This is a genomic window from Rhizobium sp. Leaf341 (genome assembly GCF_001424325.1).
Lineage (GTDB): Bacteria > Pseudomonadota > Alphaproteobacteria > Rhizobiales > Rhizobiaceae > Ferranicluibacter.
In genome coordinates this window covers 403,491-429,767 of record NZ_LMPE01000003.1, presented here as the reverse complement: position 1 = coordinate 429,767, position 26,277 = coordinate 403,491, and the positions used below count along the sequence as shown (strand labels likewise).

The 26,277-nt window shown below is 60.9% G+C and carries 23 protein-coding genes; 13 read left to right on the top strand and 10 right to left on the bottom strand.

Annotation, left to right across the window (positions count from 1 at the left end):
- Nucleotides 1–69: 69 nt before the first annotated feature.
- On the bottom strand, nt 70–1,374 hold the full coding sequence (locus ASG03_RS03630) for an ABC transporter substrate-binding protein (RefSeq protein ID WP_062692293.1): 1,305 nt from the start codon (nt 1,372–1,374) through the stop codon (nt 70–72).
- 23 nt (nt 1,375–1,397) lie between these two features.
- The gene (locus tag ASG03_RS03625) at nt 1,398–2,399 is read right to left on the bottom strand and encodes a LacI family DNA-binding transcriptional regulator (protein WP_244475150.1); all 1,002 of its coding nucleotides are present in this window, start codon (nt 2,397–2,399) and stop codon (nt 1,398–1,400) included.
- A gap of 350 nt (nt 2,400–2,749) precedes the next feature.
- On the opposite strand from ASG03_RS03625, the gene ASG03_RS03620 reads away from it, so the two are divergent.
- Nucleotides 2,750–3,733, top strand: a complete 984-nt coding sequence (locus ASG03_RS03620) for a capsular polysaccharide export protein, LipB/KpsS family (protein WP_062692289.1) — start codon at nt 2,750–2,752, stop codon at nt 3,731–3,733.
- Between the two features lie 37 nt (nt 3,734–3,770).
- On the opposite strand, the gene ASG03_RS03615 is transcribed toward ASG03_RS03620, so the two are convergent.
- Nucleotides 3,771–4,697 carry a LysR family transcriptional regulator gene (locus ASG03_RS03615; RefSeq protein WP_062692287.1) on the bottom strand — a complete coding sequence of 309 codons (927 nt, stop codon included), beginning with the start codon at nt 4,695–4,697 and terminating at the stop codon, nt 3,771–3,773.
- Nucleotides 4,698–4,805: 108 nt separating this feature from the next.
- On the opposite strand from ASG03_RS03615, the gene ASG03_RS03610 reads away from it, so the two are divergent.
- From ASG03_RS03610 to ASG03_RS03600, 3 genes are read left to right on the top strand one after another with little or no spacing between them, the layout of a single operon-like run.
- Nucleotides 4,806–5,564 carry an SDR family oxidoreductase gene (locus ASG03_RS03610; protein WP_062692285.1) on the top strand — a complete coding sequence of 253 codons (759 nt, stop codon included), beginning with the start codon at nt 4,806–4,808 and terminating at the stop codon, nt 5,562–5,564.
- 30 nt (nt 5,565–5,594) lie between these two features.
- On the top strand, nt 5,595–6,197 hold the full coding sequence (locus ASG03_RS03605; protein ID WP_062692283.1) for an NADPH-dependent F420 reductase: 603 nt from the start codon (nt 5,595–5,597) through the stop codon (nt 6,195–6,197).
- 50 nt (nt 6,198–6,247) lie between these two features.
- Nucleotides 6,248–6,637 (top strand): limonene-1,2-epoxide hydrolase family protein, encoded by a 390-nt coding sequence (locus tag ASG03_RS03600; protein ID WP_062692281.1) that lies wholly within the window; start codon nt 6,248–6,250, stop codon nt 6,635–6,637.
- A gap of 256 nt (nt 6,638–6,893) precedes the next feature.
- Here ASG03_RS03600 and ASG03_RS03595 read toward each other — a convergent pair whose 3' ends face one another.
- Entirely contained in the window at nt 6,894–7,286 is a 393-nt protein-coding gene (locus tag ASG03_RS03595) for a winged helix-turn-helix transcriptional regulator (RefSeq protein ID WP_062692279.1), read from the bottom strand.
- An 82-nt stretch (nt 7,287–7,368) separates the two neighbouring features.
- Here ASG03_RS03595 and ASG03_RS03590 point away from each other — a divergent pair, with 82 nt between their 5' ends.
- Nucleotides 7,369–8,100 carry an SDR family NAD(P)-dependent oxidoreductase gene (locus ASG03_RS03590; RefSeq protein ID WP_062692277.1) on the top strand — a complete coding sequence of 244 codons (732 nt, stop codon included), beginning with the start codon at nt 7,369–7,371 and terminating at the stop codon, nt 8,098–8,100.
- A 188-nt stretch (nt 8,101–8,288) separates the two neighbouring features.
- On the opposite strand, the gene ASG03_RS03585 is transcribed toward ASG03_RS03590, so the two are convergent.
- On the bottom strand, nt 8,289–9,182 hold the full coding sequence (locus tag ASG03_RS03585) for an AraC family transcriptional regulator (protein ID WP_062692275.1): 894 nt from the start codon (nt 9,180–9,182) through the stop codon (nt 8,289–8,291).
- 91 nt (nt 9,183–9,273) lie between these two features.
- On the opposite strand from ASG03_RS03585, the gene ASG03_RS03580 reads away from it, so the two are divergent.
- From ASG03_RS03580 to ASG03_RS03555, 6 genes are all read left to right on the top strand, one after another.
- Nucleotides 9,274–10,218, top strand: coding sequence for an alpha/beta hydrolase family protein (locus ASG03_RS03580; RefSeq protein WP_062692273.1), 945 nt, complete (start codon nt 9,274–9,276; stop codon nt 10,216–10,218).
- Nucleotides 10,219–10,606: 388 nt separating this feature from the next.
- Nucleotides 10,607–10,966, top strand: coding sequence for a YciI family protein (locus tag ASG03_RS03575; protein WP_062692271.1), 360 nt, complete (start codon nt 10,607–10,609; stop codon nt 10,964–10,966).
- Nucleotides 10,967–11,114: 148 nt separating this feature from the next.
- A complete protein-coding gene (locus ASG03_RS03570) occupies nt 11,115–11,474 on the top strand; it encodes a YciI family protein (RefSeq protein WP_062692269.1) in 360 nt (119 codons plus the stop codon).
- Entirely contained in the window at nt 11,474–12,703 is a 1,230-nt protein-coding gene (locus ASG03_RS03565; RefSeq protein ID WP_062692267.1) for an RNA polymerase sigma factor, read from the top strand. Before ASG03_RS03570 ends, ASG03_RS03565 begins: the two co-directional genes overlap by 1 nt.
- Nucleotides 12,704–13,319: 616 nt before the next feature.
- Nucleotides 13,320–13,817 carry a MarR family winged helix-turn-helix transcriptional regulator gene (locus ASG03_RS03560; protein ID WP_244475148.1) on the top strand — a complete coding sequence of 166 codons (498 nt, stop codon included), beginning with the start codon at nt 13,320–13,322 and terminating at the stop codon, nt 13,815–13,817.
- Nucleotides 13,814–15,508 (top strand): FAD-dependent oxidoreductase, encoded by a 1,695-nt coding sequence (locus ASG03_RS03555; protein WP_062692263.1) that lies wholly within the window; start codon nt 13,814–13,816, stop codon nt 15,506–15,508. Before ASG03_RS03560 ends, ASG03_RS03555 begins: the two co-directional genes overlap by 4 nt.
- 142 nt (nt 15,509–15,650) lie before the next feature.
- Here the strand turns inward: ASG03_RS03555 and ASG03_RS03550 are convergent, their stop codons facing one another.
- From ASG03_RS03550 to ASG03_RS03540, 3 genes are all read right to left on the bottom strand, one after another.
- On the bottom strand, nt 15,651–16,577 hold the full coding sequence (locus ASG03_RS03550; protein WP_244475147.1) for a DMT family transporter: 927 nt from the start codon (nt 16,575–16,577) through the stop codon (nt 15,651–15,653).
- A gap of 178 nt (nt 16,578–16,755) precedes the next feature.
- Nucleotides 16,756–17,307: an NADPH-dependent FMN reductase gene (locus ASG03_RS03545; protein WP_062692259.1), complete on the bottom strand. Its 552-nt coding sequence runs from the start codon at nt 17,305–17,307 to the stop codon at nt 16,756–16,758.
- A 191-nt stretch (nt 17,308–17,498) separates the two neighbouring features.
- Nucleotides 17,499–18,260 (bottom strand): ZIP family metal transporter, encoded by a 762-nt coding sequence (locus tag ASG03_RS03540; protein ID WP_062692257.1) that lies wholly within the window; start codon nt 18,258–18,260, stop codon nt 17,499–17,501.
- Between the two features lie 477 nt (nt 18,261–18,737).
- Between ASG03_RS03540 and ASG03_RS03535 the strand changes: the two genes are divergently transcribed.
- Nucleotides 18,738–20,804, top strand: a complete 2,067-nt coding sequence (locus tag ASG03_RS03535) for an ATP-binding protein (RefSeq protein WP_156381723.1) — start codon at nt 18,738–18,740, stop codon at nt 20,802–20,804.
- A gap of 123 nt (nt 20,805–20,927) precedes the next feature.
- Here the strand turns inward: ASG03_RS03535 and ASG03_RS03530 are convergent, their stop codons facing one another.
- Nucleotides 20,928–24,080 carry a hybrid sensor histidine kinase/response regulator gene (locus ASG03_RS03530; RefSeq protein WP_244475146.1) on the bottom strand — a complete coding sequence of 1,051 codons (3,153 nt, stop codon included), beginning with the start codon at nt 24,078–24,080 and terminating at the stop codon, nt 20,928–20,930.
- Nucleotides 24,081–24,674: 594 nt separating this feature from the next.
- Nucleotides 24,675–24,875, bottom strand: coding sequence for a hypothetical protein (locus ASG03_RS21345; RefSeq protein ID WP_156381722.1), 201 nt, complete (start codon nt 24,873–24,875; stop codon nt 24,675–24,677).
- 133 nt (nt 24,876–25,008) lie between these two features.
- On the opposite strand from ASG03_RS21345, the gene nhaA reads away from it, so the two are divergent.
- Nucleotides 25,009–26,199, top strand: a complete 1,191-nt coding sequence (gene nhaA, locus ASG03_RS03525; protein WP_062692252.1) for a Na+/H+ antiporter NhaA — start codon at nt 25,009–25,011, stop codon at nt 26,197–26,199.
- Nucleotides 26,200–26,277: the final 78 nt, after the last annotated feature.

The window sequence follows — 26,277 nt, the reverse complement described above, 5'->3', positions numbered from 1 at the left end:
GGGACAACGTCTTCTCCCGCGGGCGAAGACCAAGCGGGAGCGAACGACGCCGCTCCCGCCATCGATTGATCAGCGCGCTGGAACGGCAGGCGTCTTCTTGGCCTTCAGTTCCTTCTGGAAGGAGGCATCGAGCTTCGTCAGGAAATCAGCGGTCGAAATCTTGTTCAGCCAGACTTCTTCGATGCCGTTGATGAGGTAGCTGTCGGTTGCGGGGGGAAGGAATGTCCAGGTCGTGTAGCCATATTTGCCGTCGTTGACGGCCGACGAGAGGCCCTTCATGGTTTCCGTGAACAGCGGCGTGACGTCGCTTGCCATCTTGACGCTGGAAATATCCTTCAACGGGATATTCCACTCGCCTTGCCAGGCAGAGTTCATCGTCCCGTACACCTCGGGCGAGAAGACGAAGTCGATGGCTGCCGCCGCACCGTCGGGATTCTTGGCTTTGGCCGCGACAGAGAAGGTGGACCCGATGCCGAGCGGGAAGACCGGGTCGCCCGTGAGGCTCGGGAAGCCGACGAAACCGGCCTCGGAGCCGGCCTTCTTGCCGTAGGTCGCGACGTTCTGGAACTGCCACGTGCCCGTCGGCATCATGCCGGCCTTGCCGGAGGCCATCATGTCGGCTGTCTGCTCGCTGCTCGTCAACGAGAAGTAATTCTTGCCGAAGTAACCCTTCTGCCACCAGCCATTGAGCCGGTCGATCGCTTTGGCAAACGGCTCGGCCGTCCAGGGCATCTCGCCGCGCAAAGCCTTGTTGAGATTGTCCGGGCCGGCGACGGAGTTGAGTGCCAGCGTCACGAACCACTCGTTGGCGCCGCGCCAATCCGCATTGCCCGCCGCAAAGGGCGTGATGCCATTCTTCAGCAAGGCATCGGCCACCGACTCGAGCTCGTCGAGCGTCTTGGGCGGCTGCAGATTTTTCTCTGCGAACAGTGTCTTGTTGTAGAACAATCCGACCGTTTCATAGGTTTTCGGCAATGCATAGAGCTTGCCGTTGTATTCCCCCATCTTCAGGAACACGGGCAGGATCCTGTCCTGCCATTTGTATTTTGCGGCATAGTCATCAAGCGGCAGGAGCTGACCCGACTGGGCCATGGGCGCGACATAGCTCGGTCCCGCCGTGTACACCATATCCGGGCCGTTCCCCGACAGCATCGCGACCCTTAGTTGCTTGTCGAGTTCGGAACCCCGGTAGTCGACCACAAGGCTCTCATCGGGGTGCGCCTTGCCGAAGGGTTCGACGATGTTTTGCTGGATCAGTTTCTGCTGGTCCGGCGTTGCCTGTTCGTACCACCAGGACACCTTGTCCTGCGCGGACGCGACCTGCGCCAGGCTGGCAATCACGGCGGTCGCGGTCAAAAGCTTTAATGTGGTCATTTGCATTCCTCCCTTGATCAGTCTCAGTGTTCGTCGTCCGTCCATGCGGCTACGGACGCGCGAATGACGAGTTCGTACGGCATTTCCTCCGCCCGTCCGGGCGCCTTGGCATCTCCACCCAGCCTCTCGAGCAGACGGTTGGCCGCATGTTCGCCGATGCGGCGTTGAAACTGTGCGACAGTCGTCAAGGCCGGCGTGACGAGCGCTGCAGCCGGAATATCGTCGAAGCCGGCAACGGAAACGTCCTTCGGCACCGACAGGCCGCGTGCCGTGAGGCTCTGGATGACGCCGATCGCCATAAGGTCGTTGGCCGCAATGATGGCACTGACCGAGCGCCCTGTTTCCAAAAGGCCATCGGCAGCCTCCCGCCCGGCCTCCAGCGTGAAATGCGCCGCCTCGAGCACGATCGGCGAGGCTTCCCGCGTCGCCATCGCCTCGAGATATCCCTGAAGGCGAACCTGCTGCGGCCCGCCCGGTGCCGCGATCATTGCAATCGATCGATGGCCAAGGTCAAGAAGATGCAGCGTCAGCGCACGGGCGGCGGCAACATTGTCGATGAACAGGTCGTCGATCGGCAAGGCTCCGCCAGCCTTGCGACTGACCTCGATGCGCACCACGGGGACGCCGGCCTTGCCGAGCGGCGCCAGATCCCGCGCCGTGGTTTTGAAGAACACGCCAATAACGCCGTCGAACCGGCCCTGCTGTGCGGCTAGGACGACCTGCCGTTCATTGGCGGACTCGCCCTCTGTGTCGATGGTCACGACTTCGTATCCCGCAGCCCTGGCGATCTTCTGCACGGCCACGACGAGCAAGGGATAGAAGGGATTGGAAAGATCCGGCACCACGCAGGCGATGACATAGGTTCGTTTGGTGCGAAGTGCCTGTGCAAAACGATTGGGCTGGTAGCCGAGCGCGGCAACGGCCGCTTCGATCCGCTCGGCGGTTTCAAGGGCGACCTTGTCGCGACCGCCGTTGAGAACGAGCGAAACGGTCGCTTGGGCGACACCTGCGCGTTCAGCCACCATTTTTTGCGTAATTTGGGCCACGATATCACCAATTGATACGTAACAGTGATATGCTGATACGTATCAATCGGTCAAGCCGTTCTCATTATGGATGAGAAAAACTTCTGCCGTTTTCACATTCACAATTATTTAAGGGCTGTAAAACGCTCTCACGCCGCTGCCCACACCCAGGCCCATCCCTCGTGCAGGGTGGCTTCGGCCAAACCCGATACGCTTCATCCATCTGGCTCGAACGGTTCTCGATTGCAGGCGTTTGAAACACTCGGTAAGCAAAAATGGACGGATGACCGAATACGGTTCATGTGTTCGCAGAGTTTCCGGGCAATCGAGTACAACGAAAAGAATGAAAAATGGCGCGCGTTTTGATAGCAAGGCCGAGACTGGATTGTTCCTTTAAAATCGGGACGGTTCCAGACATAGAAGGGCCTCCGTCCAATGGTGTCCTGGCATTGTTCGGACGCTTCATCGACGGCTTGGAGACTTACTTTTCCGGTCATGGTTGGGAGGTCACATCGGACAAGAGACCTCTTTGGCAATTCGAACTTGCCGATATGCAACGAGCAGCGCAATCCTACGATCTGGTCTTCTTTCCGCACAAATTAGCGCGTCAGTTTCCGATCGGTCAAAATGCGCTGTTCTACAAGACGACCGCTATCCCAGAATTCCTGACCGTCGACCCGCAGGGCTGGGGTGCTTCGTTGTCGTTTCTTCCGGTCAAACCTGCGCCGGCGACCGGCGCCTTGGCGTTTTATCAAAGGCTGCAGGAAAGGATCAGGGAAAATAGCTCGGTGTTCCAGCAGCCGGTCCAGGTCCCGGTTCCCTGTGATGACGGATACCTTTTGTTCATCTGTCAGTTGCCGCATGATGAAACCATCCAGTTCCATTCCACTGTAACAGTGGAGCAGGCGCTCGCCGTTGTCGTTGCATATGCTGAGAAGAAGCAACAGCGCTTGCTGGTGAAAGGGCATCCCGCAAACCGAAAGGCGATGGTTAGATTCAGGGAAATGGCAGAGGCCAGCGACACGGCCCAGTGGATCGAGGATGCATCCATCCACACCTGTCTGGCCGGGGCCAGTCGCGTCTTCATGGTCAATTCCGGCGTTGGTTTCGAAGCCATGCTCCATGGAAAGACCGTGGTGCACTTTGGCGACGCGGAGTATTCAAACGTGCATCTTCGCTGCGAGCCGAGTGTCGAGGCGATCGGAGCTTTGGAAAACCAAAGCGTCAGCCAGGAAGAGATGGCTTCATTTCTCTACCAGTTCTTTCAGAAAACGATCCGATACGACGATATGGAGAGCTATCACACGGTTCTTGGCAAATATGTCGGTGCCTGAAACGGCAACGTGACCTCTCCCAGTACGCCAATTTCGGTTACCCCAGACTGCCGGCAAACTGTTCCGGCCAGTGATCGCGCGCGGCGAGAGCCGTCACGAAATCGATAAAGACGCGGGTCTTTGCAGGAAGCTGTGATCGGCTCGCATAATACACCGAAATCGCGCCGGCATCGGAATACCACTGCGGCAGCAGCCGGACCAGACGCCCGGCCTCCAGGTGGGGTTGTGCGTCTGCCTTCGCAACCAGCGCGACTCCGACACCCAGAACGGCAGCACTGAGCATGGCAGCGGGATCGTCGACGACCAGAGTTCCGGACACATCGGCGACCATGTGACGACCCGCCGCGTCGCGCATCGTCCATTGTCGAATGCGACCACTCTGCCTCAGGCGCATCACGATGCTGTTCATGGCCTTCAGCCCGGTCGGGTCAAGCGGCGGCACGCGGCCTGCCATGTAGCGCGGCGCGGCCACCACGATGATGTGCGCCGGAGCGAGGGTTCGGGTGACAATGCCCGGGTTGAGGTCAAACCCTCCACCGATTGCTGCATCATAACCATCTACGATCAGGTCGACAGGCCTGGGGTCGAAATGAAATTCCGGCATCACACCCGGATAGAGCTCCAGGAACTCCGGCAGATGGGGAAGAATGTGCAGAACGCCGAGGGTGGGCGGCAGGCTGACCTTGAGCACACCCGTCGGCTCACCCTGCACAGCCGCACCTCCGATCGCGGCCTGTATGGTCTCGAGGCTATCGGCGAGCGCCGATCTGAAGCTTTCGCCCGCTTCGGTGAGAACCAGCTTTCGCGTCGAGCGATGGAACAGCCGGATACCGAGGTTGCGTTCCAGCATGGCGACGTTGCGGCTGACGGCGGCTGGGGTCAGCGACATGCGTCTGGCCGCTTCCGAGAAGCTGCCATGCTCGGCGCTGCGGATAAAGGATTCTAGGTTCGCCAGTGTTTCCATCGCCACGACTTTCAAATGATCGTTGAAGATATAACAAGCCAATACCGGCTAATCAAAGAGAATTGGATCGTCCATATCTGTGTCATCAAAGGTCGTAGGAGCAGACAGATGACACGGAATTCTCAGCCACTTCTCGGCAAGGCGGCGCTTGTTACGGGCGGGTCGCGGGGCATCGGCGCGGCGATCGTCAAGCGCCTGGCTCAGGACGGAGCGGACGTGGTGTTCAGCTATTCAACCTCTGGCGAAAAGGCAGAGGAGATTGTGCGCGAGGTGGAATCCCTCGGGCGTCGGTCTCGGGCAATCAAGGCGGATCAGGCCAAGGCGCCGGAGGTCGCAGACCTTGTGCGACAGGCGCATGAGACGTTCGGCCGGCTGGACATCCTGGTCAATTCGGCCGGTGTCTTCGTCACCGGCGGAGTTGGCGACCCGAATGCAGACGTTGCGGCGTTCGATCGGCAGCTCGACATCAATGTCAAGGGTGTCGCGGCCGCTGTCCGCGCCGCCGTTCCTGTGATGGCGGACGGTGGGCGGATTATCTCGATCGGGACAACGGGCGCGGTCCACATTCCCTTTCCGGGTGCGGCCGACTACATCGCGACAAAGGCTGCCGTGGGCGCCTATACGCGCGGCTGGGCCCGTGATCTCGGCCCGCGCAACATTACCGTCAATCTCGTTCAGCCCGGTGCGATCGACACCGACATGAACCCGGCAAGCGGCCCCTTTGCAGAGACTTTGAAGGGACTTGCGGCGCTTGGGCGCTACGGCAAGCCCGACGACATCGCCGCCGCAGTCGCATTTCTCGCCGGCCCGGACGCCAGCTACATCACCGGCGCCACCCTCAACGTCGATGGCGGCCAGACAGCCTGATCGACCCTTCTCAACAAGGAGACACATCCCATGACATCCATCGGAATCATCGGCGCGGGAAACATCGGTCGCGCCATCGCCAGCTTGCTCGCAAGGAAGGGCATCGCCGCCACGCTTTCCAACAGCCGTAACCCGGAAGCGCTTGCCGAACTGGTCGCCTCGCTCGGCCCGTCGATCACCGCCGGCTCGCGCGAGGAAGCCGCATCAAAGGACATCGTCTTCATCGCCGTCAATTGGTCGAAGCTTCCTGCGGCGACGGCCGGTCTGCCCGATTGGAACGGCCGGATCGTCGTCGACACCAACAATGCGATCGAAGCGCCACTGTTCCAGCCCGTAGACCTCGGCGGCCGCACGTCGTCGGATGTCTTTGCGGACATGGTTCGGGGCGCGCGGGTCGTGAAGGCCTTCAACCATCTCTCCGCCGCCGTGCTTAGCAGTGACCCGACCAGCGAAGGCGGCAAGCGCGTGCTGTTCTATTCCGGCGACGATGCACATGCCAAGGCGGAGATCGGCGCTCTGATCGACCGTCTGGACTTTTTCGGCATCGATCTTGGTGACCTCGCCATGGGGAGCCGCCTCGTGCAGTTTCCGGGCGGTCCGCTGCCGGCGCACAACCTCGTGAAATTCAGCTAAGGTCTTATCATCGTCCGCGCCGCCGATCAGCAACGCGCTAGGAGCCCGCTATGTCCACCACAGCCATCGAGACAGCACAAACGTTCTTCGACCACTGGAGCGCCAATCGGATCGACGAGGCCATCGCCCTGCTTGCCGAGGACGTCCTCTACGACAACGTGCCCTTTCCCGATATCACCGGCCGCGAGAACGTTCGAAAATTTCACCGCGATTTCGGCATCGGCACCACGTTTACGGTCGACTGGAAGGTGGTGCAGATCGCAGCGTCCGGAAATGTCGTGCTGAACGAGCGGATCGACATTTTCCTCCACGAAAGCGGCGGACGGATCACGCTGCCCGTCATGGGGACAGTGACCGTCGAGAACGGCATGATCACGGTCTGGCGTGACTATTTCGATCCGGCCGACTTCGAGCGGCAGTTGAACCAGATCAAAAAGTAGTCGGACGAAAACCGCCCACGACAGGTCGCGGTGGCCAGACGCGGACCGGAACAGCAACCGGTGCCGGGATGTCCGCTATCCCCTTCGGCAAGCCGGAAGGGACAGTCGGCTCCCGACCCCGCTTGGTCATCCCCCCATGCATGGCAGCAGGCGTGCACCGGACGGAACCCCTTTCCAAAGACGCAAGTGGATCCGTTGAATAGCACCGGATCGCTGCCGCGTCGGCTTCGCGCTCGATGCGGGCCCAGCAACGTCGTCAACGACGATCGCGCGTCTCGTCATAGCGTAGGGTAGCGGCCTCGACCTTCTCGCCGTTGGCTGCTGCCCACGCGCACAATGCCTCGAACGGCTGCCGCAGCGAATGACCGAGGGGCGTGATCGCATATTCGACGCCAATCGGCTGCGTCGGGAGGACTGTTCTCGTCACGAGGCCGTTCCGCTCGAGCCGTTTCAAGGCGTCGGCCAGAGCCTTGTGCGTGATCCCGTCGAGACGCCGCTTGATTTCGTTGAAGCGCGCGGGTTGTGGACAGATGACCGTCAGGATCAGGATCGTCCATTTGTCAGCGATCTTATCGAGCACCGGGCGCACGAGGGGCATGTCGCAAAGCGCGCGGTGAGAGAGGGCTTCCAGGTCGGTATACTCATCCATATCTAGGCTACTCCAGGTGCGTAATTGATATCAGATATCCAACGTATATCATCCCCGGACCATTCGGTGAAAGGGATTTACGATGGATCGCATGAAGAACAAGATTGCATTGGTTGTCGGCGGCGCGAAGGGGATCGGGCTGGCGATTGCCGAGCGGCTGTCGGCAGAAGGCGCACAAGTCGTCATCACCAGTCGGAAAAGGGATGACGCTGAAAAGGCGGCCAGAGACATTGGCAATGGCGCGGTCGGTCTTGCTGCTGATGCAAGCTCTCCGGAAGATATGGTCGTCGTCGTCGAAAAAGTGCGCCAGGCATACGACCGGATCGACGCGCTTGTTTTGAATGCAGGGCTTTCCGAGCCTTCGCAGATCGCGGAGATAACACCGGAGCATTTCGACCGCCACTTCGACGTCAACGTGCGGGGGATGGTGTTCGGCCTCCAGGCAGCTCTTCCCGCAATGACGGACGGCGGCTCGGTCGTCCTCATCGGCTCCATCGCTGGGAGTGCGGGATATGCGGCTTACGGCACCTACTGCGCCACCAAAGCGGCCGTGCGATCCTACGCGCGGACTTGGACGACCGAACTTGCACCCAGAGGCATTCGGGTCAATGTCGTTGCACCGGGTCCCACGGATACGGACATGATGGCTGCCGTTGCTGAAGAGACGCGCGCAGCCATTGTTGCTCCCATTCCCATGGGTCGTATGGCACGGCCGTCAGAGGTCGCCGCCGCCGCACTGTTCCTGTTGAGCGATGACGCGAGCTACATCGCCGGGGCTGAACTCTGCGTGGACGGAGGCCTGCGGCAGGTCTGAGGAGCCAGCGAAACGCTGTACCCGCTCCCGCATCGGTCGGGTACAGCAAAACGCAGGCGGTAAAACGTGAACACGGAAGCGCCTTCACAACAGTGGCGTGTCGCTCGTGCGCCTTCGAAGCGGACATGACCGGACGGAACCCGCGCAACACGGGCAGCAAGACCGGCGGCAAGACCGGGCGGTCGGGGTCAGGGTATCCGGGAGAAATAGCCCGGCGTGACGCCAACATGCCGGGTGAATGCAACGCTGAACGCGCTGGCGGAGGCATAGCCGATCCGTGTTGCGATCTCGACCAGCGGCGCCTCGCGCCGCACCAGCAGGTCCTTTGCAAGCGCCATGCGCCAGCCCGTCACATATTCCATCGGAGCGACGCCAACCTGCCGTCGGAAGCGATCGAAGAAGGCCGACCGAGACATGGCGGAGGTCTTTGCCAGGTCTTCAACGGACACACCGCCGCTCGGGTCCTGATGAATGCGTCGCAGCGCAGGCGCCAGGCGAAGGTCGGAAAGTCCGCGCAACAGGCCGGGAGATGTCTTTGCGCCTTCTGCACGCCGCAGCGCGTCGATGAAGAGAACTTCCAGCAACCGGCTCAGGATCATCTCCCGCGCCGCAAGTCCTCCGACCATCTCGGCGTGGATCATCCTGACGAGATCCGTAAGCCGCTGTTCGCCTTGGGCGTGGACGATGTCCGGCAGCAGCGCGCTCAGCAACTGCTTGTCGTTCGCCAGAAAGGAACAATGACCCACCATCGCCGTGACGTCGGCCGGCGCGTCTGGATTGCCAAGGCGGAAGACGCCAGGGCTGGTCTCCAGCCGTTGCGGTGTTGTGCCCGGCGGCGGCGGTCTGAGGCTGCTCATGGTGAATGCGTGGATTTGCGGCACAAGCACGAAATCACCAGGCTCGAGGACGATCGGCGGTCTCCCTGCGATCGTCAGCAAGCAGCGCCCTTCCACCATCGCACAATAGAACGGATGACCGAGGTCGCGACGCTCGACCCACCACGCCCCGCCGGCCGTAACCAGCTTGGCGATCGACGGCACAGGCTTGAGCAAGGCGACGATCTCGGCGAGTGGATCGGACATATCTGGACTTTCGCGAAACAGATGCGGACACACAGATATAGATCGTCCTTCAGCCTTCGTCCATCTTGGCGGTGTACAAGGAGACCTACAGATGACCACGAACAATCTTATCGATGTCTCGCGCCGTATCCCGGCGCCCGACGGAGCCCTCACAATCGCCTATTCGCCGATCCGCCTCGACATGGAGGGACGGCCGCCTCTGGAACTGCGCTTGACGGCACCCGCAGAGGGCGACCGCCTCCCCATCGTCATTCTGTCGCACGGGTTCGGACCGTCATTCTACGTACCGTCAAAGGACGGCTACGCGCACCTGGCACAGTTCTGGGCGGAGCGCGGCTTCGCCGTCCTTCAGCCCACCCACGCAAGCTCCCGCGTCGGCGGCCTGTCTGGAGACGCCGAAGGCGCGCCGTTCTTCTGGCGCGAGCGCGTCGCTGAGATACGGGCCGTCATCGACCGGCTGTCGGAGATCGAAGAGCAAGCGTCGGCTGTCTCGGGGCGGCTTGATCATGACCGCATCGCGGCAGCAGGACATTCCCTCGGTGGCCATACCGTAAGCCTGCTCCTGGGTGCACGACTTCACGGAGAAATGTTTGGCGATCCGCGCGTCAAAGCCGGGGTTCTCCTCACCGCGCCCGGGAGAGGTGGAAAGGATCTGACGGAAGAAAACGCCGCGCGCTTCCCCTTTTTCGACCTCGACTTCTCACACCTGACGACGCCGACCCTGGTCGTCTGCGGGGCAGATGACAACCCCCGTTTCACGCCCCGTGGCCCGGAGTGGCACGCCGATGCCTATCATGACGCGGTCGGGACGCATGCCCTTCTGACGCTTCAAGGCGTCGGCCACGGCCTTGGCGGCATTGCCGGGCTCGACGCCAAGGAGACGGAGATCGAGGTGCCGGATGCGCTCGAGGCGACGAAGCGCATGACGCTGTCTTGGCTGAGAACTGCGCTTGGCGACGACCCGAATGCCTGGTCCTCGGCATGTACGGCGTTGAAGGGCCCGGCCAGCAGCCTTGGAGCCGTCGTCGAGAAGTAATCGGAGATGAAAGGCCGGGGGATGAGCGACGCTTCCGGCAGGCATCAGAGTGTCGGTATCAGAGTGTCGGTATCAGAGTATCATGGAGGCGGAAGCGAGACGTCGCTTCCGCTTCATTCGCTCTCCATGGCGCGGTTCTCCGGAACCGTCACGCCCGATATTATTGCGCAGAATGTCAGGGCCTTTTATCGCAGTGACGCAAGGGGCGAACGCGCAGAATGGCCCATGATGTCAGAATGTCGGCTCTGGCCTGGACTTTTTTCGACAAAACATCTGGTGCCTGTCGAAATACATCGATCCCGCCGCACACTATGATGAGCGGTTACGAACACGCTCACCCATCAACGGGCCGTCGATCGACGGTCATACGGATCGAAGGGCGATACCAATGCATTACATGCTGCAATTCTACGAAAACCCAGAAGAACGAGGCAAACATCACGATCCCGAGCGGGTCGAGGCCTATTTCGCGGGTTGGACCGCCTTTATCGGCACGCTTGCGCAATCCGGGGCCATGGTCAGCGGCAACGGGCTGTTGCCGCCCGATACCGCGACAACGCTGCGCGTCAAGAACGGCACGCGACAGGTCGTCGCCGGCCCCTTCTCCGACAACCAGGAAAACCTGGGAGGCTATGTCATCCTTGATGTGCCCGATCTAGACGCAGCGCTTGAATGGGCTGCACGGGTACCCTGCGTGACGGCCGGGTCTGTCGAAATCCGCCCGATCCTGCCACCGCCCGGCGCCTGACAGGCGACGCGCGCAGCGCTGCCGCCGCACAGTTGATTCTCACGGTTTGCGGGTCTTGTTGTACACTGCACGCGGTTTCGCCATGCGCACGCCCCAGCCATCAACAGGTCGTCAACCAACAATCATCTTCAGAAAGAAGGCTATTTCAATGCACTACATGCTGCAATTTCGCGAAACTCCCGAAGAAAGGCGCAAACCCAATGATCCCGCGCAGGTCGGTCCCTATTGGGGTGGCTGGCAAGCCTACATAGGGGCACTCGCACAATCCGGCGTAATGATCGGCGGAAACGTGCTGCGCCCGCCCGAGACCGCAACGACGGTGCGGGTCGAGAATGGCACCCGGAATGTCGTCGATGGCCCATTCGCTGATACCAAGGAGCAACTGGCCGGATTTGTCGTCCTCGACGTGCCCGATCTTGATACAGCCCTCGAATGGGCTGCGCGGGCGCCGTGCGCAACGGGCGGCTCGGTGGAGGTTCGCGCCGTGCTTCCACCGCCGGCCTCCTGATGGACGAGACGCGCCGCGATACCGCCGCGCAAGCGACGCTTGCGGCACGCGAGTCCTACGGCAAGCTGCTCGCGATCCTCGCCGCGCGCACGCGCGATGTGGCCGCCGCCGAGGATGCGTTGGCGGACGCCTTTGCGGCCGCCCTCGCGCAGTGGCCGCAAAGCGGCGTGCCAGCCAACCCCGTGGGCTGGCTTCTGACCGTTGCGCGTCGCAGTGTGGGCCACGCCGCGGCGCGACGACATACCGCCGACCGCAGCTTCGCGATGGTGCAAATGCTTGAGGATGAGCGCAACGACCAGGCTGCGGACGGGTATTGCGACGACCGCCTGAAGCTGATGTTCGCGTGTACCCATCCGGCAATCGCCGAGGACGCGCAGGCGCCCTTGATGCTGCAGACGGTTCTGGGCCTTGATGCGGCGCGCATCGCAGAAAGCTTTCTGGTCGCGCCTGCCTCGATGGGCCAGCGGTTGGTGCGTGCCAAGCGCCGGATCCGCGAGGCCGGCATCGCGTTTGCGATCCCTGAGGCGGAAGAGATCCCTGCGCGGCTGTCCGTCGTGCTATCAGCGATCTACGCGGCCTATGGCTCGGCCTGGGACGAGGTGGCCGGTGCCGATCCACGACTGGCAGGCCTCGCCAGTGAGACGATCTGGCTCGCGCGGCTGGTGGCGCACCTCGCACCCGACCAGCCCGAGGCGCTCGGCCTGCTTTCCCTGATACTCCACTGCGAGGCACGACGGGCTGCGCGAAGGGGGGCGGATGACGCCTTCATCCCGCTACGCGACCAGGACGTCGCTTTATGGTCTCGCGAGATGATGGCTGAGGCGGAAGCCGCCCTGCGCTCCGCAGCGCGTGCGGCACAACCGGGGCGGTTTCAGACCGAGGCCGCGATACAGTCGCTTCACGCTCAAAGCCGCATCACCGGCGAGCGTCTGCACGGCCCGCTCTTACAGCTCTACAACGTTCTGGCCCGGTTCGCGCCCACCACCGGCGTACTGGTGGCGCGTGCCGTCGCGCTCGCAGAAAATGGCGAGGCCGACGCTGCGATGTTGCAGCTCGACGCGATCACGGCTGCCGAAGCCTATCAGCCGTGGTGGGCAGCACGCGCCCGTGTCCTCTGGCTCAGCCATCAAGAGTCAGCCGCCCGCGAGGCTGCGACCCGCGCGGCCGGTCTCAGCAGTGATCCTGGCATCCGCCGCTTCTTGCTGGCGGGCGGATACCAGACAGCGTGAAACGACAGATCCGTCGTCGTCGCCACCGACTGTCAAGAAGGAGGTCGGATTGACATTCAGAACAGGGTTAGAGCCACCGTGCGTCTGCAAGCGAAGAACCTTAGGCTTTGCGGATTGTCTGCTCCGCGCCCTTTGTTACCTTATCGCTGTTCGCAGGGAATGGCCGCCATCGGAACCCGCACGACGACACGCAAGGGCAGAAACCGAGGCGCAGAGCAGATTGAAATTTTGTGAAGGTCCTCCGAGGAAAGCAGGGACCCCACGACGTGCGGGGCCGTCCACATTGAGATTCCCGTCCGCTTGGACTTGGCGAAGACCTGCCGTTCTGCGCTCGACCAAACCCGCTCAGGTCGGCAATCCGAGCAAATGACGGAGGTTGTTCGGTAAGCGCAATCTTTCCTGTTTCCCATATTCGATCGGCGATTTCAGCACAGGGCAACCGGGTACAGATACTGGCAGAGAGCAGCGTGCAGCCTGTGCGGTAGCGCCGGCTGTGCTCCCGGCTGCGCTACCCCTTGAGGGACGGGCTGTCCTGCATCGAGCTATCGAAGGGCGGGAACCAAAGTCTGCTCTTCCGTGTTATGTCAGCATGTTGTCAAAACGACAGGATGCTGATGTGAGTAACCATTCGCCATCTGCCCATGTCAGGGATCTCGCGCTTGCGGTGTTCGAGACGAACGGCCGTTTGGTCGACACAGGCAATGCGCTGGTCCGTCCGATCGGCTTGACGACGGCTTGGTGGCAGGTTCTGGGTGCTTTAGGCTATTCACCCTATCCCCTCCCGGTAGCGCACATTGCCCGCAACATGGGGCTGACCCGGCAGGCCGTGCAGCGTGTCGTCAATCTCCTGCTGGCAAACGGCCTGGTTAGCGAGCAGCCAAATCCGCACCACCAGCGAGCCAAGCTGATTGTCCTCACTGCCGTTGGCCGGGCTGCACTTGCCGGCGCCGAGAGAGCGGTCGCCCCGCTCGATCAGGCCATCCTTGATCAGATCGGCGCCGATCGAATCGTCGCAGCCGTCGCCGTGCTTCGCGAGATGAACGCAGTGATCGCCGACAGCCTTTCACCGACGGCGGACCCTGCTGCACGCTCAACGCCCAAGGATAGCGCATGAACAGCAAATCAATCCGTGACGACTTCGACGCCGAGGTTATCATCGTGGGCGGCGGACCGATCGGTCTGACGACCGCTTGCGCGCTTGCACATCACGGCGTCGACTGTCTCCTGATCGAACAGCGACGCCAGCCAAAGGAGTGGTCGCGGGCCAACAACCTGTGGGCCCGACCGCAGGAACTGCTTGCCAGCATCGGCGTACGCGACGCCATCGCCGCACAAGCGTACAGCATCACCCGGGTCAACACGCTGCTGAACGGCCGCACGGTCGATCCCGTCGAGATCGCCGACGTACCAAGCCCATACGGGCCCGTCCTCTACAGCGGACAGGACGTCATCGAGAAGACACTTGCCGAACAGGTGGAAGCCAAGGGCGGCAGGATCGGGCGCGGGCGCAAGGTAACAGGGTTCGCACAGGACGAGGACGGCGTGACCGTGACGCTCGCAGCGGTCAGCAAGGACGACGAGAACGTGACGGTCGGCCCCGAGGAAACGTTGCGTTGTCGCTATATGATCGGCGCGGACGGACCCAAGGGCTTTGTCCGTGAGGAGCTCGGTCTCGGCTTCGAACCGAAGAAACTGCCCAACTGCATGAACCGTCAGGTCGATGCCAAGCTGAGTTGGCGCCGCTCGACCGACTTCGACCATCTCTGGTTCTTTTACTATCCGCGCGGTTTCTGCGGGGTGCTGCCGGTGTGGGGCGGCTACCACCGCCTGTTCTTCCTTGCCGACGACACCGGCATCCCCGATCGCGATCCAACGCTCGAGGAAATGCAGGCGATCGCGCGCGACGTCACCGAGGATGAGACGCTGACGCTCACCGATCCGATCTGGCTGACGCACAGCCGCTTCCAGCACGGCGCCGCGGCCCACTACGCGAAAGATCGGGTCTTGCTCGTTGGCGATGCCGGACACCTCTCGCTTCCTGCTGGCGGCCAGGGCATGAACTCCGGGTTTCACGATGCGATCGGCGTCGCATGGCGGCTCGCGATGGTGCTGGCTGGGGAAGGTACGCAGATGTTGCTCGACTCGTACGACGAAGAGCGTGGCGGCGAACATCGTCGCTTGGATGACCAGCAGGTTCGCGGCTTCCAGAACAGCGTGTATCGCGGGAAGGTGAAGGACGCCGCGATGGATGTCGCCGCGCGCTTCATTCCCAGCATCGGCACTCTCATCCAGGGCAGCGCCGATCTTCAGCAGTTAACCGTAGGCTATCCCGATAGCCCGCTGAGCGAAGACCACCTCGGCGGCTTGCGCGATCTGCTGAGCCACCATGCGCCAAAGGCGGGGGAGCGGGCGCCGGATGCAAAGGTGATCGCCGCGGATGGTGCCTCATCCACGCTGTTCGCGCATCTCTACAATCCCGACGGTTGGAGCTGGGGCTGGTCGCTGCTCGCCTTCGATGGCCGGCGGGCCGACGGCTTGCCCGAGTTGCGGCAGGCATTCGCCGAGGTGGAGTGCTGGGAGTGGGTCCGACCACGGCTCGTGCTGGGGGCAGCGGTTGCCAGCCAGAACGATGCGAAGGTGCTCTACGATCTCGATGGCGAAGGACACGCTGCCTATGGCATCGGTGACACAGCCGCGCTGATACTGGTGCGGCCGGACGGTCATATCGCCTTCCGTGGCAGGGCCGACAGGCCAGACTTGCTCCGCGCCTACTGCCTCAAAGTAGCCGGCCGCGAGGGGGCGTGAGCGGCCTGGAACGCACCATTCCGCTGACACCCCACATGAGACATCGTGTCTGATCAGGCGAACGGCAGCTTCCAGGAGAGTAACCAACAGACGGAATGACCGAAATGAGGGCGCGAAGAGGAACTTATCTCCGCTACTGGCCCTAAGCGGACGTTGAAACGGCTGCACCCATCGTCTTGGGATCTCCGATCAAGTACCAGATTACGGCAGCCAAAACGATGGTACCGCCTGCCAGGACGGGAAGCGAGATATGCTCGTTGTAGAACAGCAGGACCCAAAGCGGGCCAAGCACGACATCGAGCATGGAGAGGAGCCCGGCTTCCCCGGAGCCAATCCGGCGAGACCCTAAAAGCAGGAGGATATAGCCGACACCTGTCGTCAAGACGCCATAAAAGGCGCATGCGAAAAGCTGGGTTGGGGACGGAAGCGAGACTTGCATCAGGGGAAGAGAGACACAGAAGCAGACGAGCGCTGCATAGACCGTCATCATTGTCGAATCCATGCTGGGAAACCGCTTGGTGATGACGATCTGGATAGCGCAACCCACAGTCATGACCAGAGCTGCAAGGACTCCGAGGATATCCGTTGCAGACACCGCAGCACCGACCGAAATTGCTACACCGATAAAAGCCGCGCACCCTGCGATGACAAATCGGCGAGTGACCTGGTCTCGCAACCATACGAAGGCGATGCCTGTCGCGACGAAGGGCAGCGCGGCATAGACCGTCATCACATTGGCAACCGTCGTCCATTGCAGCGACACGATATAGCTGATCGCCGTGACGGCGGAAACCAAGCATGCCACCACGCCGGGCAGCCCAAAGGTCTTGGCCGGACGACGTCTGACCGTTGTCGTTCGAACAAGCATGAAGGCACCAAGCGTGATGACCGAAAAAGCCGAACGCCAGGCGACCAGGGACCAGACGTCCATGTCGGCCATGCGGACGAAAAGGCCGGCCGTGCTCCACAATACCGCAGAAGCAATCACGAGGTAGATGCCGACGAGACGATCGCGTGCTACGTTCATATCCAACGCGCTCCGAAGTGAGACCCGTGCATCTTCAATCATGTAGACGATCGGTCTAGCTATGGATGGTCATTCCGCGACGCGCGAGCGTCTCCTTTCGGAAGGCATGCGTCAGCTTCTGGCGCATGGATACGATTTCGGAGCAAAGGCATTAGGAGGCTGGTTCGGCGTTTGTGATGGAATGACCGCTTCCGACGTCTTTGCGGATATGCCTAAGCAATTAGGGAAAATCTGCTTCGGGTTCGCAGTGGCTGCAATGCGCGGCAAGACGGCAGATGAACCGAGCAAGTTCGGCACGAGGATTGCCCGTTTCGAAGAAGACCGCGATCTCCTCCGGAGACATCTTCATAAGCCCGTATCGCAGGAACACGGCTTCGCTGAAACGCGAGCTGACCGTTGAAAGGATTATCCTCAACTGTGCCAGCATGTCGTCACCTCTGTGCGAGGCATGCATAAGGACGATCGGTTTGTCCACGATCTCCTTGCGCGACACAAACCAGTCGATCGCATTCTTCAGACCGCCGGGGATCCCTCTGACATATTCCGGGCTCGCTATGATCAGTCCGTCGCTTCGTTCGATCAGATCTGCCAAGTCCTGGACGGCTTGCGGTAATGGCTTGGCTTCGAGGTCCGGCGAAAAGATTGGCAGATCGCCGATCCCGTCATAGACGATCACTTGGTGGTCGGGTTGCGCGGCAAAAGATAATGCGCGCAGCATCGCTGTATTGGTCGAGGCTTGTCGTCCACTGCCGGATATTGCGAGAAGTCTCATCGGCGTCTTTACCCTACGCCGAATTTCCCACGGCATTCGAGCTATACCGCACGGCGGACATCACGCAACATTCTCAGCTACGACTTCTTGCCGCCATCCGAACGTGTCGGAGACAACCTCATAGCTCAGCCCACCAGCACGATAGGAGCCTGCCTTTGTTATGCGGACGGCCCGCGGGCAGGCCATCCATGCTAGCCACCCACCTTTGAAAGGACGAAGGCAAGCAGGAACCCGAAGACCGTAATGAGGCCTGCATATTCATGGGTCTCCTCAAAAGCTTCCGGGATCATGGTGTCCGCCAGCATGGCCAGAATCGCTCCTGCAGCGAGTGCCGTCGTCGCGGCGATCAGGTCAGGGTCAGCTCCCGCCAGGGCAACGTTGCCAAAGAGTGCAGCGAGGCCTGAGGCAGCGGCTATCCCTCCCCAGACGCTGAAGATGTAGACCGGCGAGCGCCCTGCCTTGCGCATGCCGGCAGCGCTGGCCAGTCCTTCAGGAACGTTCGACAGGAGTATCGCGAACACCGTCACCAGGCTCACTCCCGTTCCACCCAGAAGGCTGACGCCGATGACGATTGACTCTGGAATGCCGTCAAGCAGAGCCCCAACGGCGATGGCAGCGCCGGATCCCTCCGAAGCATCCTGCTGTTTCTGGTGCTCGTTCGATCCCGACCTTTTGCGGTGCCGCGCGCCGCGTCGTGAAATGAAGATGTTGGCGCCTGTGTAGATGGCTGCACCAACCACGAAACCGAGGGCGGTGGAATCGAAGCCTCCGCGCGCAAAGGCCTCGTCCATGAGTTCGAAGGCGACAGCGGAAATCAGGACACCCGACCCAAGCGCCATCACCGACGCGATTGCGCGCTGTGGCAGGTTGGCAAGGAATGCAATGGCAGCGCCTAGAACAAGGGCCGAACCTCCAAGCAGCCCCCACAGAGCTGCTTCCACCCACAATGCCATGCCTCCTCCTGGAGAAACTTGTCGAAAAATTGCCTAGCCCGTATCTGGTTAACCAGGTCGCTTCTTACATAGGTCTATGCGGGCAACCGCACTAGGGCAGGTACCTTCTGAGGTGGTACGGTGCTCGTCGGAAGTCCCCGCGTTCACCGTAACGAGGGTAATCCCAGCTGACCGGCAGCGCCTTAAAAGTCTCCTGAGTGGCTCCAAAGCGCTTTTGCAGACACCGGCTTTCCTTGCCGTCAGTCTTCACCGCCCGCGCGGGTTATTTGGATGCCAACGCTGGCGACGGGCTCGAGCAGCTCCGGCGCGCAATTCTTTTCCCACAAGAATAGTGTCGATCTTGTTGAAGGGTACCACGCTGTGTGAGGTCGAGCTTTGATCACATTCGCGGCTGCGGAGTCCATCCGTCACTTGCGGCCGGCCTCTTTCAAATCTACAGCGCAAGCGTACGATGTGCAGGGTATCCAGGGGGGCGCAATGTTTAATCGGGTCAGGATAGCCTGGATCCTTGTGCTTGTGGCGATTGCTCCGCTCGTTCTGACAGCAGGCGCATTCGGGCAGCTCTACCTGTCAGAACAGAGACAGGGTATCGACCGATCTTTGGAGGATCGCGCGCACGCGCTCGCGGCGGCGCTTGACCGGGAACTTGCCACGCAGGTGCAGCTTCTCGCGGTGCTGGCGGAATCGCCAAGGCTCGATTCGCCCGCGAGCATTGCGTCGTTCGCCGAGGTCGCGCGCAGGCTTCAAGCCAGAATACCCAATTGGGCGCTGGTCAGGGTAATCTCAACCGACGGACAGATTCTGCTGTCCGAGCCGCCACGCCCGGCGGCGCAGGACAATCGGATCGTTGATCCCGAGACATTCCAGCAGGTGGTCGCAACCTCCCGTCCTTCGATCGGCGGAATGGTGAACGGTCGGGAAGGGCGAGGCGGTTTTGCGGTCCGCGTACCGGTGCTTCGGGGCGGGGCTTCCATCTACGTTCTGACGGCGGTCATACGTCCCAAAGGACTAGCGGAAGCCCTGTATCTCGATGACCTTCCGCCGAGTTGGCATGCATGGCTCGTCGATCAGAGCGGGAACATCGTGACCTCCACGGGTCCCGCGCGTTTGACGGGTCATCCCAGCGCCGGGTTCGCAACCGTCAGCTCCGATGGTCCGGCCTCCATCAGCGGCGGTAAGCTCGCGACCGGAGAGGCCATACGGGCAGCGCACGGCGCTTTGAAGCAAGTCGGATGGACGGTGCATGTCGCCGCACCGATGTCGGCCTATGCCAGGATCCGGACGATGGCGTGGCTAGGAATGGGCGCCACCCTGCTTCTTACCGCAGCCCTTGCGCTGGTGGCGTACTTCCTGTTCGCACGGGAGCATCGCATTCAAAGACAGCGCGAGGAAGCGATGTCGCGATGGCAGCGAATGGATGCCTTGGGACGTCTAACCGGACAGGTCGCTCACGACTTCAACAATCTCCTGATGGTCTTCCAGGCTGGAATCAGCGGAATCGAACGGAGACAAGACGACCTCGAAAGAAGGTCGCGGCTGTTGAGCTTGATGAAGGACGGGATCGTCAAGGGCGCGGAGCTGACTCAGCGCCTGAGATCCTATTCGACGAAGTCCAAGGGTACTATCGAAAGGATCGACCTGGTCGACTTCGTACAAGCGTCGAGATTGCTGATCGAGCAGACTGTCCGGAGCAATGTCGTTCTGGTCCTGCACCTGCCGGCGGAGAGCTGTCCTGTCATGGTCGACGCAAAGGACTTGCAGACCGCCCTTGTTAACCTCTGCAGCAACGCCAGCGACGCCATGCCCGACGGTGGGACCTTGACGCTAACCGTGCGAGGCGCTGGTACGCCTCGTCGGGCGGGGAATGGTGGCATTGTCGAGCATATGGAGATCGAGGTGGCTGATACGGGGTCTGGCTTCGACAGAGAGGCTGCGAAGCGTGCTTTCGAACCCTTCTTCACCACCAAGTCCGGATCCGCGGTGGGTCTCGGCCTCACACAGGTCTATGGTTTTGCCGAGAGGAGCGGCGGCGGCGTCCGGATCGAGGCTTCGTCGGGAGAGGGTGCTCGTGTTCTCCTTTCCCTGCCTCGTGCCGATGTCATTTCACGGGACGTGCAACCCATTTCGAGGGCGTCGCTCCCGAAACGGGTCCTCGTGGTCGATGACAATCCAGACACGCTCCAGGCCGCAAGGGCTTTGGCGGAGGAGGCGGGGCTGACGACGGTTACCGCGGGCGGCGCAGAGGAGGCGCTTCGTATCCTCCGGTCGACGGCAGGGATCGATGCGCTTCTCAGCGACGTCATGATGCCCGGCATATCCGGCATCGAGCTCGCAGAGCAGGCGCGCAGGGAGTTCCCGTCTCTCCGGATGGTCCTCATGACGGGTTACAGCGAGAAGCTCGACCAAGGACATGCACTGCCTTGCGCCGTTCTCTTAAAACCGTTTGGACGATCAGAGCTTGAAACCGCCTTTTCCAGCCTCGATGGCATTGGCGGTTCCCAAGTTAGACCTCTTGATTCACCTGCATCGACATCGAATTCTTAAGCCTGTGACCTCCGAAACACGGATGATCCGGACCGGTGCCGATAGCCGAGATCACGATATCGAGCGCATTGTGGAGCGGGGAGTTGGGGCGGCTATTATCGGCTGTTTGGCATAGCCGCAGCTTCAGGCATCGCGGATTGCTTTCCTGATCGCAGCATTGAGGTCTTCCATCCCGAAGGGTTTGTTGAGCATGGCTGTTCGACTGTGATCGGCAAGGTCGGGTGCGGAGTCTTGACCGGTGGCGAACACGATGGCGAGGGCTGGCCACCTTTCCCGGACAGTTCTGCAGAATTCTTCACCCGTCATGCCAGGCAGCCCCAGGTCCGTGAGGATGACATCCACACCCTGTTTCTCAAGCATCAGGATCGCCTTCTCTCCTGAACCCGCTTCCAAGGCTTCGTGACCGAGTTCCTCTATCATATCTGCAGTCGCAGCCCTGATGATGGCCTCATCTTCGACCACAAGTATTGAGAGTTTCGCGCTCTCATCACTGGTATCGTGTCCGGCCGCACCATGCCCCCTTGAGGGGGCAGGAGAGGGCGGCACGTCCTGGTCTGCTATGCGGTTCTTGCTGCGGCCGAGCACTTGCCTGACCTTGCGTGCGAGTGCCTCGCGAGCATACGGCTTTGACAGGAGCTGAACACCAGCGTCCAGCCGACCCCCATGCACAATCGAATTCTCCGTGTAGCCTGAGGTGAAGAGCACGCCGATATTCGGCAGACGCTCCTTGGCTCTCCGTGCAAGATCCGTGCTCTTGAGCTGGCCTGGCATGACGACATCCGTGAACAACAGATCGATCGGGATACCACTTTCGATAATCGACATTGCGGCGCCGGCGTCGGGAGCCGTCAAGACGCGGTAGCCTAGTCCCTGGAGTGTCTCCACGACCGTAGCGCGCACGCCTTCGTCATCTTCCGCCACCAGAATCGTCTCGTAGCCGCCCTCAGCCGGGCCGTCGTCTTGGATGGACGTCACCTCTTCATCGTCCTGCGAGCGCGGAAGGTAGATCCGGATCGTCGTGCCCAGTCCGATCTCGCTGTAGATCCTGACGTGGCCTCCCGTCTGCTTGACAAACCCATAGACCATGGAGAGCCCCAGGCCCGTGCCCTTGCCTTCGGGTTTGGTCGTAAAGAAGGGCTCGAACACCTTCTCGATGATGTCGGGCGTCATGCCGGCACCCGTGTCCGTGACAGACAGCACAACATAGTCTCCTGCCACGACATCGGTATTCCTGCGTGTGTAAACGTCGTCCAGAACAGCGTTGCCAACTTCGATCGTCAGCTTGCCGAAGCCATCCATGGCGTCGCGGGCATTGATAGCGAGGTTCAGAAGCGCGTTCTCCGTCTGCATCGGGTCGATGAGCGTATTCCACAAACCTGCGGCCACGACCGTCTCTACCTCGATGCCTTCTCCGATCGTTCGGCGGAGCATCTCGTCCATGTTGCGCACGAGGCGCCCTGCATTAACGACTTTCGGGTCCAGTGCCTGTCGTCGACCGAAGGCGAGAAGCTGTGCAGCGAGCTTTGCGCCGCGCTCCACTCCGGCGAGCGCATTCGTGACCCTCTTCTCCGCCTTCTCGTTTCCGGCGATGTCCCGCGCCAGGAGCTGGAGATTGCCTGCAACCACTTGCAGCAGGTTGTTAAAGTCATGAGCAACCCCGCCTGTCAGGTTACCGATGGCTTCCATCTTCTGCGCCTGCTGAAGGGCAAGTTCCGTCTTGCGAAGGGCCAGGGAAGCTTCACGTTCCTGCGTCACATCACGCCCGACGGCATGGATGAAGGCGTCGTCAGGTACCGCCGTCCAGGAGATGGTCCGGTACGTTCCGCTCTTCGTGCGATATCTGTTCTCGAAGGAAAAGGTGGTCACACCGTCGCTGAGTTTTCCGACCTCTGCCAGAGTGGCTGCAAGATCGTCCGGATGGATGAGGTCCATGAAGGACCGACCGACAAGTTCGTCTTCATCCCATCGAAAGACGGTCCGCCAAGCGGGATTGACGGCTGTGATCGTTGCCTTGAAGTCCGCGACGAGCATGATGTCGGTAGACAACCGCCACATCCGGTCCCGATCGGCGGTGCGCTCCGCAACCCGTTCTTCCAGGGTCTTGTTCAGAGCCTCCAATTTTGCCTGCGTTTCCCGCTGCTCTTCGATGTCGGTATTTGTGCCGATCCATCGGACAACGGCACCATCCTCGTCCTTGGTGGGTACTGCCCTGGCAATGTGCCAGCGGGGTGTTCCGTCGGCTGCTCTCAGACGAAACTCCGCCTCGTACGTTGTGCCGGCAGCGACAGCCTTCAGCCACTTTGCCGCGGCGGTCGGCAAGTCGTCTGGATGGACCATCTGCGTCCACCCGCTTCCCATGAGGTCGTCCTGTTTCAGGCCCGAGAACGCGTAGACACGATCGTTGAACCAGTCGAGCTGCCCATCGGAGCCTGCTGTCCAGACATGGTTCGGGAGCGCTTGTGTCAGCGCCTGAAACCGCGCGTGGCTGTCGCGCAGTTCCTTCTGCGCACGGCGACGGTCCGTGACATCCTGTACGACGCCGACGAAACGGATCGGAATACCATTCGGATCGTTCTCGAATTCGCCCTTGCGCGCGATATATCGTTTCTGCCCCGTATCGGCGCGTCTGATCCGGTACTCTACGTCGAGTGGCGACGCGCCTAACCTTCTGCTTTCCCGATTGGACGCTGTGTTCCTGTCGTCGGGCACGACAAGGGCTTCGATCTGTTCGATCGACACATCCCCTACCTCCGGAAGGCCGTAGATCTTGCAAAATTCGGGGGTCGGGCTGAGCACGTTGGTGATCAGGTCAAGCGAGAACACACCAACGCCGCCGGCCTCCTGGGCACGGCGCAGCCGCGCTTCCGCGTCGCGAAGCGCCTGGGCGGTGTGATGTTCCTTGGTCCGGTCCCGCAGGACCTTCACGAAGCCTACGGTGGCTCCACCCTCATCGAGGATCCTACTGATCTCGCCGTTCGCCCAAAACAATTCGCCTGACTTGCGTCTGTGCCAGCGCTCATGGTGAGCTGTACCGGAAACAAGAGCCGCACGCATCGCTTCACGCGCCGCACCTGCCGCTTGGTCTTGATGGGTGAGGATCAAGTCCCAGCGATGGCCCCTGACCTCGGCATCACTCCACCCGAACATGCGGCGCGCACCTTCATTCCAGTGCGTTATCTTTCCCTCGAGGTCCATAGCGAGGATGGCATAGTCGATCGCACTGTCCAGGATCTGGCGGCTGTACCGCTCCGTTGCTTTGAGTTCGTCATCGGTCACGTTGATCTACAGCCTGTCTGCGTGAGGTTTCCAAGCACCTTCAGGCTTCATGATACTTATGCCAAGGGGTGTGCAAGACCGTAAGTGAAGCGCGGATGAATTTTTCGCGTCAGCGCTACAGAGCGAGCTCCAAGGTACAACAAGTGCAGATGTCAGTTCGCACCGGCATCTGCCGGCACGCTGGGGTCTGAAACGGGGTTGGAAATCGCTTTGGCTGCTCAGAATACGCATCCGTTTGAGGGCGGCAGCGACGCAGCAGCAATCAAAGAAAAGGCGAAAGAAAGGGGCCGCCGGCTTTAGGTGGCGTCAATGCAACAAAATTGGTGGCGGAGGCGATGAGCAGGAAGGAGCGAGAGGACTTGCATGAAAAGACGCAACCGCTTCGAGAGCTCAGGCTGAATGGTGCGCGGTCCCATCGAGATGGGAGCGCCGCGCGTAGCTGACAACAGCGATGGTAACACGCACGTCGGCGCAATGTCGGTTGCGGTCCAGCGCGTTCTTGATCCATTACAGGCGTCTAGCGTTGAGCCTCGATCACATTCGCGGCGGCCCAGTCCATCAGTCGCTTGCGAAGCGCCACGACATTGACGCCGTTCACCGCAAGGCGTGCGGCACTTTTCTCAACATTCCGAACGACAACAACGGATCATGAAAAAGCCCATTCGCTTCGACCCAAGGCGCACCTGACAGGCGATCGCGATGTTGGTAATTGTTGTTTTGAGTGTTGTGCAACTGCTGCTGAGCCTTGTTGCATTCCTGATGTACCGATAACGCGGACGTGTTCGGTGTGATCATGAACACATCTGTTTTCAATGGAATTCGAGGCGTTAAGAGTCTAAATTGACCTTGGCGTGTGCTGCGTGCGCCGCGGGAAATCCCGAAATCGACGGAGACTTCGATCAACCTCTCACACAGGGAGCGCGAACCCATGTCTCTATTGCTGACAGGCCGCATTCAATCCACTCTCCGCCACTTCCTCCATAACGAGGCTGCCGGCGGCATCATTCTCATGGCGGTTGCCGTCCTCGCCATCGCAACCGCAAACTCACCTTTGGCCGAGACGTATTTTCATCTTCTGCATGCATACGTAGGACCTTTGAGCCTTCAGCACTGGATCAACGACGCGCTGATGGCGATCTTTTTCCTGCTCGTGGGTCTCGAGATCAAGCGCGAGATGCTTGATGGCCAGCTATCGACATGGAGCCGGCGCATCCTTCCGGGAGCCGCGGCTGCGGGCGGGATGATCGTCCCAGCACTGATCTATGTCTATTTCAACTGGGATGATCCTTCGACCCTGCGCGGATGGGCTATCCCGACAGCCACAGACATTGCCTTTGCGCTCGGTGTGATCTCGCTCTTCGGACGGCGCGTCCCGACATCCCTGAAGATTTTCCTTGCGGCCCTTGCCATCATCGATGACCTCGGGGCCGTTATCGTCATCGCCTTGTTTTACACGGCAGGTCTCAATCTTCTGGCCCTTGCCGCTTCTGCGGTCGTGGTTGGTCTGCTGGTGTTTCTCAATCGGACAGGGGTAAAATCGCTCGTTCCGTATCTGGCTCTCGGTGCCGTCCTGTGGGTGCTGGTGTTTGCCTCCGGCGTGCATGCAACACTGGCAGGTGTCGTGCTCGCTCTGACCATTCCGCTGAAACGCACACCCGGAACGCCGGAAGCCCACCATTCGGAGTCACCGCTGCACAAGCTCGAGCATGCGCTGCACAAGCCGGTCGCGTTCGTCATCGTTCCAATCTTCGGCTTCGCGAATGCCGGCGTATCCTTCACGGGAGTCACCATGGCTGTTTTTGCAGAACCGCTGACAATGGGTGTGGCGGCAGGCCTTGTGCTCGGTAAGCTGATCGGTGTGCTTGGAACGGCCGCGGCTCTCGTCAAGCTGAACATCGCCGATCTACCGGCTCAGGCAAGCTGGGGTCAGATGACCGGTGTGGCTCTTCTCTGTGGGATCGGGTTTACGATGTCCCTGTTCATCGGTTTGCTGGCCTTCAACGATCCGACAGTCCAGGATCACCTGAAGATCGGCATCCTCATAGGGTCATTCACGGCAGGGGCCCTCGGCGCCGTGTTCCTCGGCGTCTTCGGCCGGCGCAACAGACAAGCCATCTGACAATACCAATTGGCTGGGACAACGAAGCGTCGCCCTGTGCCGACCGTTCCCACACAGCCAAGACCATGGGAGTGATAG